At 70.7% G+C, this 15,770-nt stretch carries 14 protein-coding genes; 8 read left to right on the top strand and 6 right to left on the bottom strand.

The genetic code is table 11. The features are described 5' to 3' along the window. The 8 genes from AC3WQY_RS15705 to AC3WQY_RS15670 all read left to right on the top strand — a co-directional run. On the top strand, positions 1-277 hold a 277-nt coding region (locus AC3WQY_RS15705), incomplete at its 5' end, for an FtsX-like permease family protein (RefSeq protein WP_492709564.1). A gap of 11 nt (positions 278-288) precedes the next feature. Then, positions 289-1,506 carry an ABC transporter permease gene (locus AC3WQY_RS15700; RefSeq protein WP_492709563.1) on the top strand — a complete coding sequence of 406 codons (1,218 nt, stop codon included), beginning with the start codon at positions 289-291 and terminating at the stop codon, positions 1,504-1,506. A gap of 9 nt (positions 1,507-1,515) precedes the next feature. Beyond that, positions 1,516-2,859: an ABC transporter permease gene (locus AC3WQY_RS15695; RefSeq protein ID WP_492709562.1), complete on the top strand. Its 1,344-nt coding sequence runs from the start codon at positions 1,516-1,518 to the stop codon at positions 2,857-2,859. 12 nt (positions 2,860-2,871) lie between these two features. Continuing rightward, a complete protein-coding gene (locus AC3WQY_RS15690; protein WP_492709561.1) occupies positions 2,872-4,095 on the top strand; it encodes an FtsX-like permease family protein in 1,224 nt (407 codons plus the stop codon). Between the two features lie 25 nt (positions 4,096-4,120). Then, a complete protein-coding gene (locus AC3WQY_RS15685) occupies positions 4,121-5,485 on the top strand; it encodes a sigma-54-dependent transcriptional regulator (RefSeq protein WP_492709560.1) in 1,365 nt (454 codons plus the stop codon). Positions 5,486-5,489: 4 nt separating this feature from the next. Next, the gene (locus tag AC3WQY_RS15680; protein WP_492709559.1) at positions 5,490-6,848 is read left to right on the top strand and encodes a sensor histidine kinase; all 1,359 of its coding nucleotides are present in this window, start codon (positions 5,490-5,492) and stop codon (positions 6,846-6,848) included. Then, complete coding sequence (locus AC3WQY_RS15675) at positions 6,845-7,237, top strand: MmcQ/YjbR family DNA-binding protein (protein WP_492709558.1); 393 nt, start codon at positions 6,845-6,847, stop codon at positions 7,235-7,237. Before AC3WQY_RS15680 ends, AC3WQY_RS15675 begins: the two co-directional genes overlap by 4 nt. Positions 7,238-7,285: 48 nt before the next feature. Next, positions 7,286-9,310, top strand: a complete 2,025-nt coding sequence (locus AC3WQY_RS15670) for a M13 family metallopeptidase (RefSeq protein ID WP_492709557.1) — start codon at positions 7,286-7,288, stop codon at positions 9,308-9,310. A gap of 4 nt (positions 9,311-9,314) precedes the next feature. Here the strand turns inward: AC3WQY_RS15670 and glk are convergent, their stop codons facing one another. The 6 genes from glk to AC3WQY_RS15640 all read right to left on the bottom strand — a co-directional run. After that, on the bottom strand, positions 9,315-10,319 hold the full coding sequence (gene glk, locus AC3WQY_RS15665; RefSeq protein WP_492709556.1) for a glucokinase: 1,005 nt from the start codon (positions 10,317-10,319) through the stop codon (positions 9,315-9,317). After that, positions 10,316-11,380, bottom strand: coding sequence for an ABC transporter ATP-binding protein (locus tag AC3WQY_RS15660; RefSeq protein WP_492709555.1), 1,065 nt, complete (start codon positions 11,378-11,380; stop codon positions 10,316-10,318). The genes glk and AC3WQY_RS15660 overlap by 4 nt, the downstream gene beginning before the upstream one ends. Beyond that, on the bottom strand, positions 11,377-12,741 hold the full coding sequence (locus AC3WQY_RS15655) for a GH1 family beta-glucosidase (RefSeq protein ID WP_492709554.1): 1,365 nt from the start codon (positions 12,739-12,741) through the stop codon (positions 11,377-11,379). Before AC3WQY_RS15655 ends, AC3WQY_RS15660 begins: the two co-directional genes overlap by 4 nt. 30 nt (positions 12,742-12,771) lie before the next feature. Then, positions 12,772-13,599 (bottom strand): carbohydrate ABC transporter permease, encoded by an 828-nt coding sequence (locus tag AC3WQY_RS15650; RefSeq protein ID WP_492709553.1) that lies wholly within the window; start codon positions 13,597-13,599, stop codon positions 12,772-12,774. Further along, positions 13,589-14,491, bottom strand: a complete 903-nt coding sequence (locus AC3WQY_RS15645; protein ID WP_492709552.1) for a carbohydrate ABC transporter permease — start codon at positions 14,489-14,491, stop codon at positions 13,589-13,591. Before AC3WQY_RS15645 ends, AC3WQY_RS15650 begins: the two co-directional genes overlap by 11 nt. Next, on the bottom strand, positions 14,488-15,770 hold a 1,283-nt coding region (locus AC3WQY_RS15640), incomplete at its 5' end, for an ABC transporter substrate-binding protein (protein WP_492709551.1). The genes AC3WQY_RS15640 and AC3WQY_RS15645, both read right to left, overlap by 4 nt.

Genomic DNA, 15,770 nt, shown 5'->3' with positions numbered 1-15,770 from the left:
CGCACTTGGCGCCCCGCGCCGGCAGATCTTTCTGCAGTTCCTGGTCGAGGCCGGCAGCCTCGGCCTGGTGGGCGGCGTGCTGGGCCTGGCCCTCACCTGGGCCGGCATCTGGGCGGTGCGCCAGGGCAGCGCCGATTACGGCGCCCTGGTGCACATGGACCTGACCATGCTCGCCACCACCCTGGGCCTGGCCCTGCTGGCCAGCCTCACCGCCGGCCTGCTGCCGGCCTGGCGCGCTGCCCAAGTCCAGCCCGCCCTGCAACTCAAGTCCCAATGAGAGGCCTCACCATGGATCTGCTGCCCATCCTCGCGACGCTCAAGCGTCACAAGACCGCCGCCGGCCTGATCGTGCTGCAGGTGGCCCTGACCTGCGCGATCGTCTGCAACGCGCTGTTCCTGATCAGCCAGCGCCTGGAGCGCATCAACGAGCCCAGCGGCCTGGTGGACGACGAGCTGGTGGTGGTGTCGGTCGTCGGCGTCGGGCCGAGCCAGAACGCCGATGCGCAGACGCGCACCGACCTGCAGGCGCTGCGCGCCGTGCCCGGCGTGCAGCAGCTCAGCGTGATCAACCAGCTGCCCTTCGGCCGCAGCTTCAGCATGAGCACCATGCGCACCCAGGCGGACCGCAATGCGCCGGGCGTGGGCGTGGCGTCCTACAACGCCTCCGAGGGCTGGCTGCAGGCGCTGGGCCTGCGCCTGGTGGCGGGGCGCGACTTCGAGGCCTCCGAATACCTGGACAACAGCACGCTGGAGCAGAGCGAGACCGGCAAGGTGACGGCGCTGGTGATCAACAAGGCGCTGGCCGAGCGCCTCTTCCCCGGCGCCGAAGCGGTCGGCCAGACGCTCTACGGCATCAGCGACGAACCCACCCGCATCGTCGGCGTGGTGGAGCGCCTGGTCACGCCCCATCCCGGCGGCAGCGACGACATGAACGTCTACAGCATGCTGCTGCCGGTGCGCGAGAGCTTCCGCGGCGGCGCCTATGTGCTGCGCACCGAGCCCGGCCGCCGCGAGGCCGTGCTGAAGGCCGCCATCGCCGCGCTCGACCAGACCGGCCCCGGCCGCATCCTGCGCCAGCAGCAGCTGTTCAGCGAGATGCGCAGCGCCTACTACGCGCAGGACCGCAATATGGTGCACCTGCTGGTGGGCGTGTGCCTGGCCCTGATGGTGGTCACCGCCTTCGGCATCGTCGGCCTGGCGAGTTTCTGGGTGCAGCAGCGCACCCGCATGATCGGCACGCGGCGCGCGCTGGGCGCCACCCGGGGTCAGATCTTGCGCTACTTCCAGGCCGAGAACTTGCTGCTCTCGGGCCTGGGCATCGTGATCGGCATGGCGGCCGCCTACGGCATCAGCCTGCTGCTGATGCAGAACTACGAGATGCCGCGCCTGCCCTGGAGCTATCTGCCGGTCGGCGCGCTGGTGCTGTGCGCGCTGGGCCAGCTCGCCGTGCTGGCACCGGCACGCCGCGCCGCCGCGCTGCCGCCGGTGGCAGCCTTGCGCGGCTGAGGCACCCGCATGTTCGCCTACTACCTGGACCTGGCGCTGCGCAGCTGCCGCGCCAATCCGGTGCTCACCGGCCTGATGGTGCTGGCCCTGGGCCTGGGCATAGGCGCCAGCATGACCACGCTGACGGTCTACCACGTGCTCTCCGCCGACCCCTTGCCGGGGCACAGCCAGCATCTCTACCAGGTGCAGTTGGACCCGGGCCAGCTGGCCTATTACCGGCCCGGCGCCGAACCCGAGGAGCAGCTCACCCGCTTCGACGCCCAGGCCCTGCTGGCCGAGGCACAGGCGCCGCAGCAGGCCATGATGACCGGCGGCCAGGTGATTCTGCAGGGTCCGGACGAGCAGCTTGAGCCGCGCTCCAGCGATGTGCGCTACACCTCGGCGGACTTCTTCGCGCTGTTCGGCCTGCCCTTCCAATACGGGGGGCCCTGGTCGGCCGCCGACGATGCGGCGCATGCGCGCCAGGTGGTGATCTCGCGCGAGCTCAACGAGGCCATGTTCGGCGGCGGCAACAGCGTCGGCAAGACGCTGCGCGTGCAGGACACCGAAATGCGCGTGGTGGGCGTGCTGGGTGCCTGGCGACTGACCCCGCATTTCTACGACCTCAACACCGGCGACTATGGCCAGACCGAGGGGCTCTACCTGCCCTTCAGCACCAGCCGCGAACTGGAGCTGCCGCGCTCCGGCACGATGAACTGCTGGGGCAACGAGCATATTCCCGACGCCACCGCGCCGAACGCGCCCTGCGTCTGGATCCAGTACTGGGTGCGGCTGCCCGATGCCGGCGCCGTGCAGCGCTATCGCGATTACCTCAATGCCTACTCGCAACGCCAGCGCGGCGCCGGCCGATTTGAGCGCCCGCCCAATGTGCGCCTGCGCAATGTGCCGGAGTGGCTGGCGTTCAAGCAGGTGGTGCCCGGTGACGTACGCCTGCAGCTGTGGCTGGCGCTGGGCTTTCTGGTCGTCTGCCTCACCAACACCGTCGGCCTGCTGCTGGCCAAATGCCTGCGCGGCGCGCCGCAGATCGGGGTGCGCCGCGGGGGGGGGGGGGGGGGGGGGGGGGGGGGGGGGCGCCGCGCGCTCGGCGCCTCGCGCAAGGCGATCTTCCTGCAACACCTGGTGGAGGCCCTGGCCATCGGCCTGGCGGGCGGTCTGCTGGGCCTGCTGCTGGCCTGGCTGGGGCTGCTGGGCGTGCGCCACAACCCGGCCAGTTATGCCGAGCTGGCCCGCCTGGACCTGCCCATGCTGGCCGCCACGCTGGCGGTCTCGCTACTCGCCAGTCTGGCCGCCGGCCTGCTGCCGGCCTGGCGCGCCGCCCAGGTGGCACCGGCCCTGCAACTCAAATCACAGTAAGGCCGCACCGCCATGTCCTTGCATTTGGGCCCCATCTTCAAGACCCTGCGCCGCCACAAGATCGCGGCCGGCCTGATCGTGCTGGAGGTGGCACTCAGCTGCGCCATCATCTGCAACGCGGTGTTTCTGATCGGCCAGCGCCTCACCGGCATGGAACAGCCCAGCGGCTTTGCCGAAGAGGAGCTGCTGGTGCTGCAGGTCAACGCGATCCGCAAGGAGGCCAAACCCGAAGCCGCTACGCAGCGCGACCTGGCCCTGCTGCGCGCCCTGCCCGGGGTGCTGCACGCGACCGTCACCAACCAGGTGCCCTTCGGCGGCAGCTCCAACAACGGCGGCGTGGCTACGAGTGGCGAACCCGGCCGCCCCGACACCAATGCCGCCTGGTATCTGATGGGCGATGGCTGGCTGCAGACTTCGGGCCTGCGCCTGATCGCCGGCCGCGATTTCCTGCCCGAGGAGTACCGGGATCCGAGCAGCCTCGGCGCCGACGGCCTCGGCGGCATCCCCGGCATCATCGTCAACCGCGCGCTGGCCGAGAAGTTCTTTCCCGGCGAATCGGCGCCGGGCAAGGTGGTCTACGCGGGCAGCGACAAGCCGGTGAAGATCGTCGGCGTGGTGGAACGGCTCGGCCGCATCCGCCCCAGCGATGAACAGTTCAACGGCCCCGCCGCGGTGCTGCTGCCGCTGCGCCCCAGCTACGACATGGGCGTCTATCTGTTGCGCGTGGCACCCGCACAGCGCGATGCAGTGATGAAGGCCGCCAAGCTGGCGCTGCAGCAGCAGGGCCGCCATCGCATGGTGGAAGCCCCCGTCAGCCTCACCGAGCTGCGCAGCCGCCAGTACGCCCAGGACCGCTACATGGCCTGGACGCTGGGCATCGTCTGCCTGGTGCTGCTGGTGGTGACCGCGCTGGGCATCATCGGCCTGGCCAATTTCTGGGTGCGCCAGCGCAGCCGCATGATAGGCACGCGCCGCGCCCTGGGCGCCACGCGCGGCCAGATCCTGCGCTACTTCCAGCTCGAGAACCTGCTGCTCTCGGCGCTGGGCATCGCCCTGGGCATGGTGGCGGCCTATGCCATCAACCTGGCGCTGATGCTCAACTACCAGCTGCCGCGCCTGCCGCTGGCCTATCTGCCGGTGGGCGCGCTGGCCCTGCTGGCGCTGGGCCAGCTGGCGGTGCTGGGGCCGGCACGCCGCGCCGCCGCGCTGCCGCCGGTGCAGGTCTTGCGCGGATGAGGCTTGTTGCTATGCTGCGCCCCGCATGCGCACCGTTCTGATCATCGACGACAACCCCGGCGTGGGCGAGGCGCTCTCGCTCTCGCTCTCGCTCAACGACATCCGCGCCCTCTATGCCAGCGAGCCCGAGCAAGGCCTGGCCCTGCTGGCGCGCGAGCCGGTGGACCTGGTGATCCAGGACATGAACTTCAGCGCCGACACCACCTCGGGCGAGGAGGGCCGCGCGCTGTTCCAGCGCATCCGCGCCCTGCATCCCGACCTGCCGGTGATCCTGCTCACCGCCTGGACCCAGCTGGAGCAGGCGGTGGCGCTGGTGAAGGCCGGCGCGGCCGACTACCTGGCCAAGCCCTGGGACGATGCGCGCCTGCTGGCCACGGTGGAGAACCTGCTGGAGCTGGCCGAATCCACGCGCGAGCTGCAGCGCCGGCGCCAAGCCAGCCGCCAGCGCCATGCCGCCCTGCGCGCGCGCTACCAGCTGGGCGAGCTGGTGTTCGCCTCCGACGCCATGCTGGCCACGCTGGAGACCGCCTGCCAGGTGGCGCGCGCGCCGCTGCCGGTGCTGATCAGCGGGCCCAATGGCAGCGGCAAGGAGCGCATCGCCGCCATCGTGCATGCCAACTCGGCGGTGGCCGGCGGCCCCTTCGTGGCGCTGAACTGCGGCGCCCTGCCGGGCGAGCTGATCGAGGCCGAGCTGTTCGGCGCCGAGAGCGGCGCCTACACCGGCGCCAACCGGGCGCGCGAAGGCCGCTTCGAGGCCGCCGACGGCGGCACCCTGTTCCTGGACGAGATCGGCAACCTGCCGCTGGCCGGCCAGGTCAAGCTGCTGCGCGTGCTGGAGACCGGCCGCTTCGAGCGCCTGGGCTCCAACCGCACGCGCGAGACCAAGGTGCGCGTGCTCTCCGCCACCAATGCCGACCTCAAGGCCATGGTGGCGGCGGGCAGCTTCCGCGAAGACCTCTACTACCGCCTCAACGTGATCGAGCTGCGGCTGGCGCCGCTGGCCGAGCGGCGCGAGGACGTGCTGCCGCTGGCCGAGCATTTCCTGGCCGAGCATGGGCGCCAGAACGGCGAGTCCGTGCAGCTCAGCGAGGCCGCACGCGAGGGCCTGCTGGCCCACGCCTGGCCGGGCAATGTGCGCGAGCTCAAGAACGTGATGGCGCGCGCCGCCCTGCTGTGCCAGGCCGGCCAGATCCAGCTCGCCGACCTGGCGCTGGCGCCGGCCAGCACCGCACCCGCCGCGCTGCGCAATCTGGACGAGCCCAGCCGCGAGGTCGTGCTGGCCGCGCTGGCCGCCGCCGGCGGCGTGGTGGCGCGCGCGGCCCAGGGACTGGGCCTGTCGCGCCAGGCCCTGTACCGGCGCATGGAGCGCTACGGGCTTCCCAGGGACTGACGCGATGAGCCTGCAGTGGCGCTTCGTTGTCCTGCTGTGGTGCAGCGCGCTGCTGAGCTGGCTGCTGCACGCCGCCCTGGTCTACTGGCCGCTGCCGCAGCTGCTGGCCTGGGCCGACGCCGGTGCGGCGCCGGCCCCCTGGGGCTGGCAGGCCCTGCTGCTGACGCTGGGCCTGATGCTGCCGATCGGTCTGCTCGCGGCCAGCGCCGCGCTGGCGCCGCTGAAGCGCCTGCTGCGCGCGCTGGAGGGCGCGGTGCTGAGTTACCGCGACGGCGATTTCAGCAGCGCCATCAGCGCCGATGGCGGCGGCGAACTGGCCGAGCTGCTGCGCCTGCACAAGCAGCTGGGCCTGGCGCTGCGCGAGCAGCGCCAGCATCTGGCGCAGCGCGAGCTGCTGCTGGACAGCGTGGTGCAGAACACCCCGGTGGCCCTGCTGCTGGTGGATGCCGGGGGCCGCATCGCCTATGCCAACATCGCCGCGCGCCAGCTGCTGGGCCAGGGCCGCAGCCTGCAGACACGCATGCTGGATGTGCTGCTGGCGCAGGCCCCCGCCGGCCTGGCCGAGGCCCTGCACAGCGGCCGCGACCAGCTCTTCACCATCAACGAGGCGGGCGGCGCTGAAGAGGAGAGCTTCCATGTCTCGCAGCGCCAGCTGAGCCTGCAGGGCCTGCCGCACCGGCTGATCCTGCTGCGGCGCATGACGCGCGAGCTCTCGCGCCAGGAGGTGGCGAGCTGGAAGCGCGTGATCCGCGTCATCAGCCACGAGCTCAACAACTCGCTGGCGCCGATCTCCTCGCTGGCACACAGCGGCGCCGAGCTGGCGCGGCGCGGCGATCTCGAGCGCATCCCCGGCGTGTTCGCCAGCATCGGCGAGCGCGCCCGCCATCTGCACAGCTTTCTGGCCGGCTACGCCAGCTTTGCCAAGCTGCCGACACCGCGCCTCGAGCCGGTGGAATGGGCCGGCTTCGTCGACGGCCTGGCGGCCCATTGCGAATTCCGGCTGGAGGGCGAGCTGCCGCTGGCGCCGGCGCGCTTCGACGGCGCGCAGGTCGAGCAGGCCCTCATCAATCTGATCAAGAACGCGCATGAGGCCGGCAGTGCCAAGGCGGATGAGGCCGGGCAGGTGAGCCTCGGCATCCAGGCCCAGGGCCCCGACTGGCGCCTCACCGTGGCCGACCGCGGCCCCGGCATGAGCGAGGCCGTGCTGGCACAGGCCCTGCTGCCCTTCTACTCCACCAAGCGCAGCGGCACCGGCCTGGGCCTGGCGCTGGCGCGCGAGATCGCCGAGGCGCATGGCGGGCGCATCGCGCTGGCGAACCGCGAGGGCGGCGGGCTGCAGGTCAGCCTGTGGTTGCCGCGATGAAGAACAAGTTCAAGGCACTCCAGGCCCACGCGGCGTCACTGCCCGGCGCCACCGTTGACATCAAATGGGGCAACAGCTGGGTGGCCAGCGTGGGTGGAAAAATGTTTCTGTGCGGCGGGCCCGAGCCGGGCGTCTGGACCGGCTGCTCCTTCAAGGTCGAAGACCATCGCTTTCTCGAGCTCACCGGCCTGCCCGGGCTGCGCCCCGCACCCTACGCGGCGCGCTACCGCTGGGTGCAGCTGCAAGACCCCAAGGCCCTGCCCCTGGCGGACCTGCTCGCGCTGGTGAGCCGCTCGCATGCGCTGGTGTTCAGCAAGCTGACGAAGAAGCTGCAGCGGGAGTTGGGCCCGGCCATCGGGGAAAGTCCCAGGCCGAAACTTTCGGCGTGAGGGCCGATGGCCGCTAGCCTCCCGGCTTTGCACCCAACACGCTGCACCATGACGAAACAATCCCTCAAGCTCACGACCCTGGCCCTGCTGCTGCAGCTGGCCGGCGCGGCCTTTGCCGCCCCCCTGAGTTCCGGTCTCGACATGCCCGGCTTCGACCCCGCCGTGCGCGCCCAGGACGATCTGTTCCGCGCCGCCAATGGTGGCTGGATGAAGGCCACCGAGATCCCGGCCGACAAGTCCGAGTACGGCGCCTTCATCCAGCTGCGCGACCTCAGCGACAAGCGCGTGCGCGCCATCGTCGACGAGCTGGCTACGCAGCAGCACCCGAGCGGCAGCGTGGCGCAGAAGGTCGGCGCCTTCTATGCCAGCTTCATGAACACCGAAGCGATCGACAAGGCCGGGCTGGCGCCGGTCAAGCCGCTGCTGGCCGAGATCGATGCGATCAAGTCGCTCAAGGAGCTGGCCGCCTGGCAGGGCCGCATGCAGGGCCGGCTTGAGACGCCGGTGCAGCTGTGGGTGATGGGCGACTTCAAGGAGCCCACCGTGAATCGCGCCCTCACCTGGCAGGGCGGCCTGGGCCTGCCGGACCGCGACTACTACCTGAAGAAGGACGATGAGCGCATGGGCAAGGCGCGCGCCGCCTACGCGCAATACCTGACCCTGCTGGCCACGCAGGCCGGCGAGGCCAAGCCCGCCGAGGCCGCGGACCGCGTGATGGCGCTGGAGCAGCGCATCGCCGAGGCGCATTGGGACAAGGTCGACAACCGCAATATGGTGAAGATCTACAACCCGATGACGCCGGCCGAGCTGGCCAAGGCGGCGCCGGGCTTCGACTGGGCCGGCTTCATGGCCGCCGCCCGCCTGGCCGGGCAGGACCGCCTCTCGATCTCGCAGCCCAGCGCCGTCAGCGCGATCGCCAAGCTCTATGGCGAGCTGCCGCTGGCCGACTGGAAGCTCTACTTCAAGCTGCACCTGCTGGACGCCACCGCCGACCTGCTGCCCAAGCCGCTGCGCGAGGCGCGCTTCGCCTTCCGCGGTACCGCGCTGACCGGCGCCACCGAGGAGAAGCCGCGCTGGCAGAAGGCCATCGCCGACCTCAACGGCGCGCTCGGCGAGGCGGTGGGCCAGCTCTATGTGGCCAAGCATTTCCCGCCCGCCTACAAGGCGCGCATGCAGGAGCTGGTGGGCAATCTGCTGGCCTCCTACAAGGAATCGATCGACGGCCTCGCCTGGATGACCCCCGCCACCAAGGCGCAGGCCCAGGACAAGCTGGCCAAGTACATGGTGAAGATCGGCTACCCGGACGTCTGGCGCGATTACAGCAAGCTCGACGTGCGCGCCGGCGACGCGCTGGGCAATGCGCTGCGCTCGGGCCGCTTCGAGTGGGAGCGCGTGGCCGCCAAGGCCGGCAAGAAGGTGGATCGCGCCGAATGGGGCATGACGCCGCAGACCGTGAACGCCTACTACAACCCGACGCTCAACGAGATCGTGTTCCCTGCCGCCATCCTGCAGCCGCCCTTCTTCGACATGGGCGCCGACGATGCGGTGAACTACGGCGCCATCGGCGCGGTGATCGGCCACGAGATCAGCCATGGCTTCGACGACCAGGGCAGCCAGTTCGACGGCGACGGTGTGCTGCGCAACTGGTGGACCGAGGCCGACCGCAAGGCCTTCGAGGCAGTGGGCGCCAAGCTGGTGGAACAGTACGCGGCCTACGAGCCGATCGCCGGCAAGAAGCTCAACGGCAAGCTGACCCTGGGCGAGAACATCGCCGACCTCTCGGGCCTGCAGATCGCCTACAAGGCCTATCTGCGCTCGCTGGGCGGCAAGCCCGCCGCGGCCATCGACGGTTTCAGCGGCCAGCAGCGCTTCTTCATGGGCTGGTCGCAGGCCTGGCGCGAGAAGGTGCGCGAGCAACGCTCGCTGCAGCTGCTCACCACCGATCCGCATTCGCCACCCGAGTTCCGTGCCAATGGCGCCGCCATCAACCACGATGGTTTCCATGAGGCCTTCGGCACCAAGGAGGGCGACAAGATGTTCAAGCCCGCGGGCGAGCGCATCCGCATCTGGTAAGCAGCTAGCAGCTGGACAAGGAGGCCGCGTCCAGCGCCCGGCTCGCGCCGAGCAGGGCGGCCTCCTCGCCGTTGCGCACCACCAGGGTCGGGATCGCCTGCAGATAGCTGGTGAAACGGCCCTTGGCCTCGAAGCGGGCGCGGAAGGGCGAGCGCCCGAACCAATCGCCCAGGCGCGGCACGATGCCGCCGCCGATATAGAGCCCGCCGCGCGCGCCCAGCGTCAGCGCCAGGTTGCCGGCCACCTCGCCCAGCAGGCCGCAGAACAGCGCCAGCGCCGCTTCGCTCAGCGCGTCGCTGCCGGCCAGGGCGGCGGCGCTGATGGCGGCCGCCTCCTGCGCGCGCCGCCCCAGGCCGCGCACCTCGGCGAGCGCGCGGTAGAGGTTCTCCAGGCCCGGCCCCGAGAGCGCGCGCTCGGCCGAGACATGGCCGAACTCGCGCCGCAGCAGCTGCAGCACCGCCGCCTCCTCGGGCTCGAAGGAGGCCAGGCTGACATGGCCGCCCTCGCCCCCGATGGGAACGAGCCCGGCGCCGCACACCGCCGGCACCAGGCCCGACACGCCCAGCCCCGTGCCCGGGCCCAGCAGCGCGATCGGCGCGCCGGCCACCGCAGCGCCGCCGCCGACGCGCCAGCAATCGGCCTCGGTGAGCGCCGGCAGGGCCAGCGCCAGCGCCGAGAAGTCGTTCAGCACCAGCAGCCGCTCCAGCTTCAGCGCCTGCTTCAGCCCCCTGATGGAGAAGGACCAATGGTGGTTGGTCATGCGCACATGGTCGCCGGTGATGGCGGTGGCAATGCCGATCGCGCAGGCCTGCGGCGCCGCCAGGCCCAGGCGCCACTGGTGGTGGCAGATCGCGTCCCAGAACGTCTCGAAGTCGGCGCAGGCGTAGCCGGCGCGATGCAGCAGGGGGCCCTGCGGCCGCAGCTGGGTGGCGAAGCGCACGTTCGTGCCCCCGACATCGGCCAGCAGGCGCGGAAAAGCGCCGCCCTCCACCGGCTGGCGCGCGTTCACAGCGTGCGCCCCTGGGCGTCAAAGGCCAGCAGATGCTGCGGCTCGGCCTGCAGGCACAGGGCCTCGCCGGGGCGCAAGACCTGACCCTGGGCCGCCTCCAGCTTCACGGCCAGCGGCTCGGCCGCGCCGGCCAGGCGCAGATAGGCGATGCTGGTGTCGCCCAGATGCTCGATCAGGGCCAGCTCGCCGCGCAGGCCCCAGCCTGCCTCCGGCGCCACCAGGCGCAGGTGCTCCGGGCGCAGGCCGACGCTGTGCACCGGGCCGGCCTGCGCCAGCATCAGGCTGCCGGCCTGGGCGGTGTGGAACATGCCGTCCGCAGCGTGCCCCTCGAGAAAGTTGATGCGCGGCGAGCCCAGAAAGCCGGCCACGAAGCGGTTCACCGGCCTTGCATAGACGTCCATGGGCGCCCCCACCTGCTCGATGCGGCCGGCGTTGAAGACGGCCATGCGGTCGCCCAGGGTCATGGCCTCCACCTGGTCATGCGTCACATAGACGATGGTGGCGCCCAGCCGCTTGTGCAACTGGGCCAGCTCCAGGCGCATCTGGTGGCGCAGCGCGGCGTCGAGGTTGGAGAGCGGCTCGTCGAACAGGAACACCTCGGGCTCGCGCACGATGGCGCGGCCGATCGCGACGCGCTGGCGCTGGCCGCCCGAGAGCTCCCTGGGCCGGCGCGCCAGCAGCGCCTCCAGCTGCAGGCTCTGCGCCGCCCTGCCCACGCGCGCCGCCACCTCGGCCTTGGGCAGGCCCATCATGCGCAGGCCGAAGCCCATGTTCTCGGCCACCGTCATGTGCGGGTAGAGGGCATAGCTCTGGAACACCATGGCCACGCCGCGCTCGGCCGGCGCCACCCGGCTGACCTCGCGCTGGCCGATGAAGATCTGGCCCTCGCTCAGTTCTTCCAGCCCGGCCAGCATGCGCAGCGTGGTGCTCTTGCCGCAGCCGCTGGCGCCCACCAGCACCATGAATTCGCCCGGCTCGACCTTCAGGTCCAGGCCCTTCACCACCGCGTCGTTGGCGCCGTAGCGCTTCACCACGCCACGGAACTCCAGCCCCGCCGTCATGGCCGGTGCGCCTGCTTGAAGGCCTCGATGAAGCCGCGGTACCAATGCGCGCTGTCCTTGGCCAGGCGCGCCTGGCTGGCGTAGTCCACATGGAAGAGGCCGAAGCGCTTGGTGTAGCCGGAGTTCCACTCGAAGTTGTCGAGCAGGCTCCAGTAGAAATAGCCGCGCACATCCACGCCCAGCTCGGCGGCGCGCGCCAGCGCCTGCAGGTGCGAGCGCAGGTAGGCGACGCGCTCGACATCGGCCACGCGCCCGTCCACCACCTGGTCGGCATTGGCCATGCCGTTCTCGGTGATGTAGATCGGCGGCGGCGCGTACTCGCGCGTGATGCGCACCAGGTGCTGGGTCAGCGCCTTGGGATAGATCTCCCAGCCCATGTCGGTGAAGCCCTGCTTGCCGGGCGCCGGCACGGCCGGCTGCTGGGTGCTGATGAAGCTGCGCGTGTAGAAGTTGACGCCCAGGAAGTCCAGCGGCTGCTGGATCAGGGCCAGGTCTTGCGGCTCGATGCGCGGCGCATCGGCGCCCAGGTACTCGATCACGTCGGCCGGGTAGCTGCCGCGGAAGATCGGGTCCATGTACCAGCGCACGTTCAGGCCGTCGTCGATGCGGGCGGCGCGGCGGTCGGCCTCCAGCGCGCTGGCCGGGAAGGCCGGAGTGTGGTTGAGCACCACGCCCAGCGGCGCCCGGGTGAGCGGCCGCATCGCCTGGATGGCCGCGCCATGCGCCAGCATCAGGTGGTGCGAGACCTGCGTGGCGGTGGCGCGGCTGGTCAGGCCGGGCGCGAACTGCGCGGTCTCGTAGCCCAGCGTGGCCACGCACCAGGGCTCGTTGAGGGTGGCGATGCTGGCCAGGCGGTCGCCCAGGCGGCGCGCCACCTCGGCCGCATAGTCGGCGAAGCGCGGCACGATCTCGCGCGCGGTCCAGCCGCCCATGTTCTCGTGCAGGGCCTGCGGCAGATCCCAGTGGTAGAGCGTGGCATGGGGCTGGATGCCGGCCTCCAGCAGGGCGTCGACGAGGCGGTCGTAGAAGGCGAAGCCGGCCTCGTTCCAGGCGCCCGCGCCATCGGGCTGCACGCGCGGCCAGGCGATCGAGAAGCGGTAGGCGTCCAGGCCCAGCCATTTCAGCAGCGCCACGTCCTCGCGAAAGCGGTGGTAGTGATCGCAGGCCACATCGATGTTGGAGCCGTCGTTGATGCGGCCGGGCTGGCGGCAATAGGCGTCCCAGATCGAGGCGCCCTTGCCTTCGCCGAAGGCAGCGCCCTCGATCTGCGCGGCGCTGGTGGCGGCACCCCAGAGGAAGTCGGGCCGCAGCGCATGGTGCAGCTCGGCCAGGGCGGAGGGATTCAGGTCAAGGGCGTTCATAGGTTTGCGAGAGGAGAAATTCAGCCGCGTTCAGCCACGTACAGCGCCGGCGGTGAGGCCGGCCACCAGGCGCTTGGCAAAGAAGACGAAGGCCAGCAGCAGCGGCAGCATGGCGATGGCACTGCCCGCCATCAGCGCGCCCCATTCGGTGTTGTTGGGGCTTTGCATCGAGCGCAGCGCCAGCGGCAGGGTGTATTGCTCCACCGAGCGCAGCACCACCAGCGGGCCGACGAAGTTGTTCCAGGAGGCGATGAAGGTGATCAGCCCCAGCGTGCCCAGCGCCGGGCCCAGCAGCGGCAGCACCACACTGCGGAAGATGCGCAGCTCGCTGCAGCCGTCCATGCGCGCCGCGTCAAGCAGCTCGAAGGGGATGGCCGAGGCGATGTACTGGCGCATCATGAAGATGCCCAGGGCGCCGGCCGCGGCCGGGATGTAGAGCGCGCGCGGCTGGTCGATCCAGCCCAGCGCGTCCACCACCAGATAGCCCGGGATCATGTTGAGAAAGCTGGGCAGCATCATCGAGCCCACCACGCAGGCGAACAGGCCGCGCTTGAAGCGGAACTCGTAGACCGCGAAGGCAAAGCCGGCCAGGCTGCACAACAGCAGGTTGAGCGCCGTGGTCATCAGGCCCACGTAGATGCTCATGCCGACATTGCGCCAGAAGGGCAGGCGCTCGGTGAGCAATTGCAGATTGCCGAGGAACTGCGCGCCGAACCAGAGCGGCGGCGGCGCGCTGAAGATCTGCGCGCGCTCGTGGGTGGCGAACACGAAGGTGAAATAGAAGGGCGCCACCAGGATCAGCAGGCCGGCGCCCAGCAGCAGCGCGGCGATCCAGCGTCCATGGGGTTTAGCGGCCATGCTCGCCTCCGGCCTGGCCGAACAGGCGGTGGTTGCCCCAGCTCAGCGCGGCGATGACCAGGAACAGCAGCCAGGAGATCGCCGAGGCGGTGCCGAAGTCGCCATAGCTGAAGGCCATGCGGTACATGAACATCGCGGTGGTCATCACCGCCGGCGCCACGCCGCTTTCCGAGTCGACCAGGATGAAGGGCTCGTCGAAGAGCTGCAGGCTGCCGATGATGGTCATGGTGACGGCGAAGTAAATCATCGGCCGCAGCAGCGGCAGGGTGATGTGGCGGAACTGCTGCCAGGGGCCGGCGCCGTCCAGGGTGGCGGCCTCGTAGAGCGACTCGTCGATCACCTGCAGGGCCGAGAGGTAGAGCACCAGGTTCCAGCCCAGGTAGCGCCAGAACACCACGAAGGCGATCGCGGGCATGGCGTAGTCGGCATCGCCCAGCCAGTCGCGCGGCGCGCCGGGCAGGATCAGGTTGATGAAGCCGAAGTCCTTGGACAGCAGGGTGCTGAAGATCAGCGCGATCGCCACGCTGGAGGTGATGTAGGGCAGGAAGTAGCTGCCCACCACGAAGTTGCGGCTGCGCTTGAGGCGGCGGTGGATGTAATAGGCCAGCGGCAGGGCCAGCAGATGCTGGGGCAGGCCCGCGGCCAGGCCGTACCAGAAGGTATGGCCCAGCGAGCTGCGGAACCAGGGGTCGGTGAGCGCATACCAGTAGTTCTGCAGCCCCACCCACTGCATCGCGCCGAGGCCGGCCGAGGCGTCCCACTGGTGCAGCGAGAGCACGATGGAGAACAGCAGCGGGAATAGGCCGAAGGCGGCGAACAGCAGGAAGAAGGGGGCGACGAAGAGATAGGGGGCAGCGGCGCGGCCGCCGAGCTGGCGCAACAGGCTCTTCATGGCCGCCTCACCCGGTGTTCGATCATGGCGCGCGCATCGGCCAGCGCGCTGGGGATGTCCTTGCCCTTGCTCACCACCAGCTCGTACTCGGCGCGCACCACGTCGGTGGCCAGGGCGTCCAGGCGATGCACCGGCACGGCCTGCACCTGGCTGGCGATCTCGCGCCACAGCCGGCGCGCGCGCTGGCCGCCCAGGTAGGGCATGGGCTCGTCGAAGAGCGCGTCCTGCTGCGCGGCCTTGAGGGCCGGGAAGCTGTCCAGCGTGCGCAGCGATTGCAGCTGGGTCTCGGCATCCGCGCACATGAAGCGGATGAAGTCCCAGGCCGCCTGCTTGTGCTCGGACTTGGCCGGGATCGCGTAGAAGGAGCCGCCATAGGAGGCGAACACGCCGTTGGGCAGCTGGGTGGAGCGCCACTGGCCGGCGCTGGCCGGTGCCAGCCAGTTCTTCAGATGGCCGGCCAGCCAGGCGCCCATCATCTGGCTGGCGATCTTGTCGCGCCGGAAGCCGGCCACCCAGTCGTTCGTCCAGGCGGTGGCATGGGCGTCGATGCCGGCGCGGCGCGCCGCGCGGCCGAGCTCGAAGGCGCGCACGAAGCGCGGGCTGTCCACCAGCACCCTGCCCTGGCTGTCGAAGTACAGGCCCTCGCCCGGCGCCAGGCCGGTGCGCAGCACGATGTCGCGGATGTCGGTGCTGTCGGCCAGCAGGTAGGCGCCGGTGGCGGCCTTGAGCTTGATGCCCGCGGCGATGAACTGCTCCCAGCTGCCGGTCAGCTCGGCCTCGCTGATGCCGGCGCGCGCCATCAGGTCCTGGCGATAGAGCAAGGTGCCGGGGCCGATGTCGGCGGGCATGGCGACGAACTCGCCGCGCGGGCTTGTGCCCTGCGGCCAGCTGTAGGCCACGAATAGGTCGCGCAGCTGCTGCGCTTGGAAGGGCGGTGCGCCCAGATCGCTGAGGCCGCGGCCGGCGGCGAACTTGCCGATGAAGCGCAGGTCCAGCGCCATCACGTCGGGCAGGCCCGAGCCGGTGGCGAGCGCCGCCGTCATGGCGGTGTGGTGGTCGGCGTACTGGCGCGAGACGATCTTCACCTCGATGTCGGGGTGCAGGGCGCGCCAGCGCGGCAGGGCCGCGCGCGCGGCGCGGTCCAGGTCCGGGAAGCTGGCCACCGTGATGGTGAGCGCCTGCGCCAGCGGGCTCCACAGCCCCAGCAGAAGCAGGGTACCGGCCAGCGCGGTGTGGAAGGGTTTGGGCATATGGGGAGCAGCGGGTGCCCCCCGCGCGG

It is taken from the genome of Roseateles sp. FW301-B2 (assembly GCF_058788955.1).
Note: the sequence above shows the minus strand (reverse complement) of the source record. Positions and strands in the feature narration are given on the sequence as shown.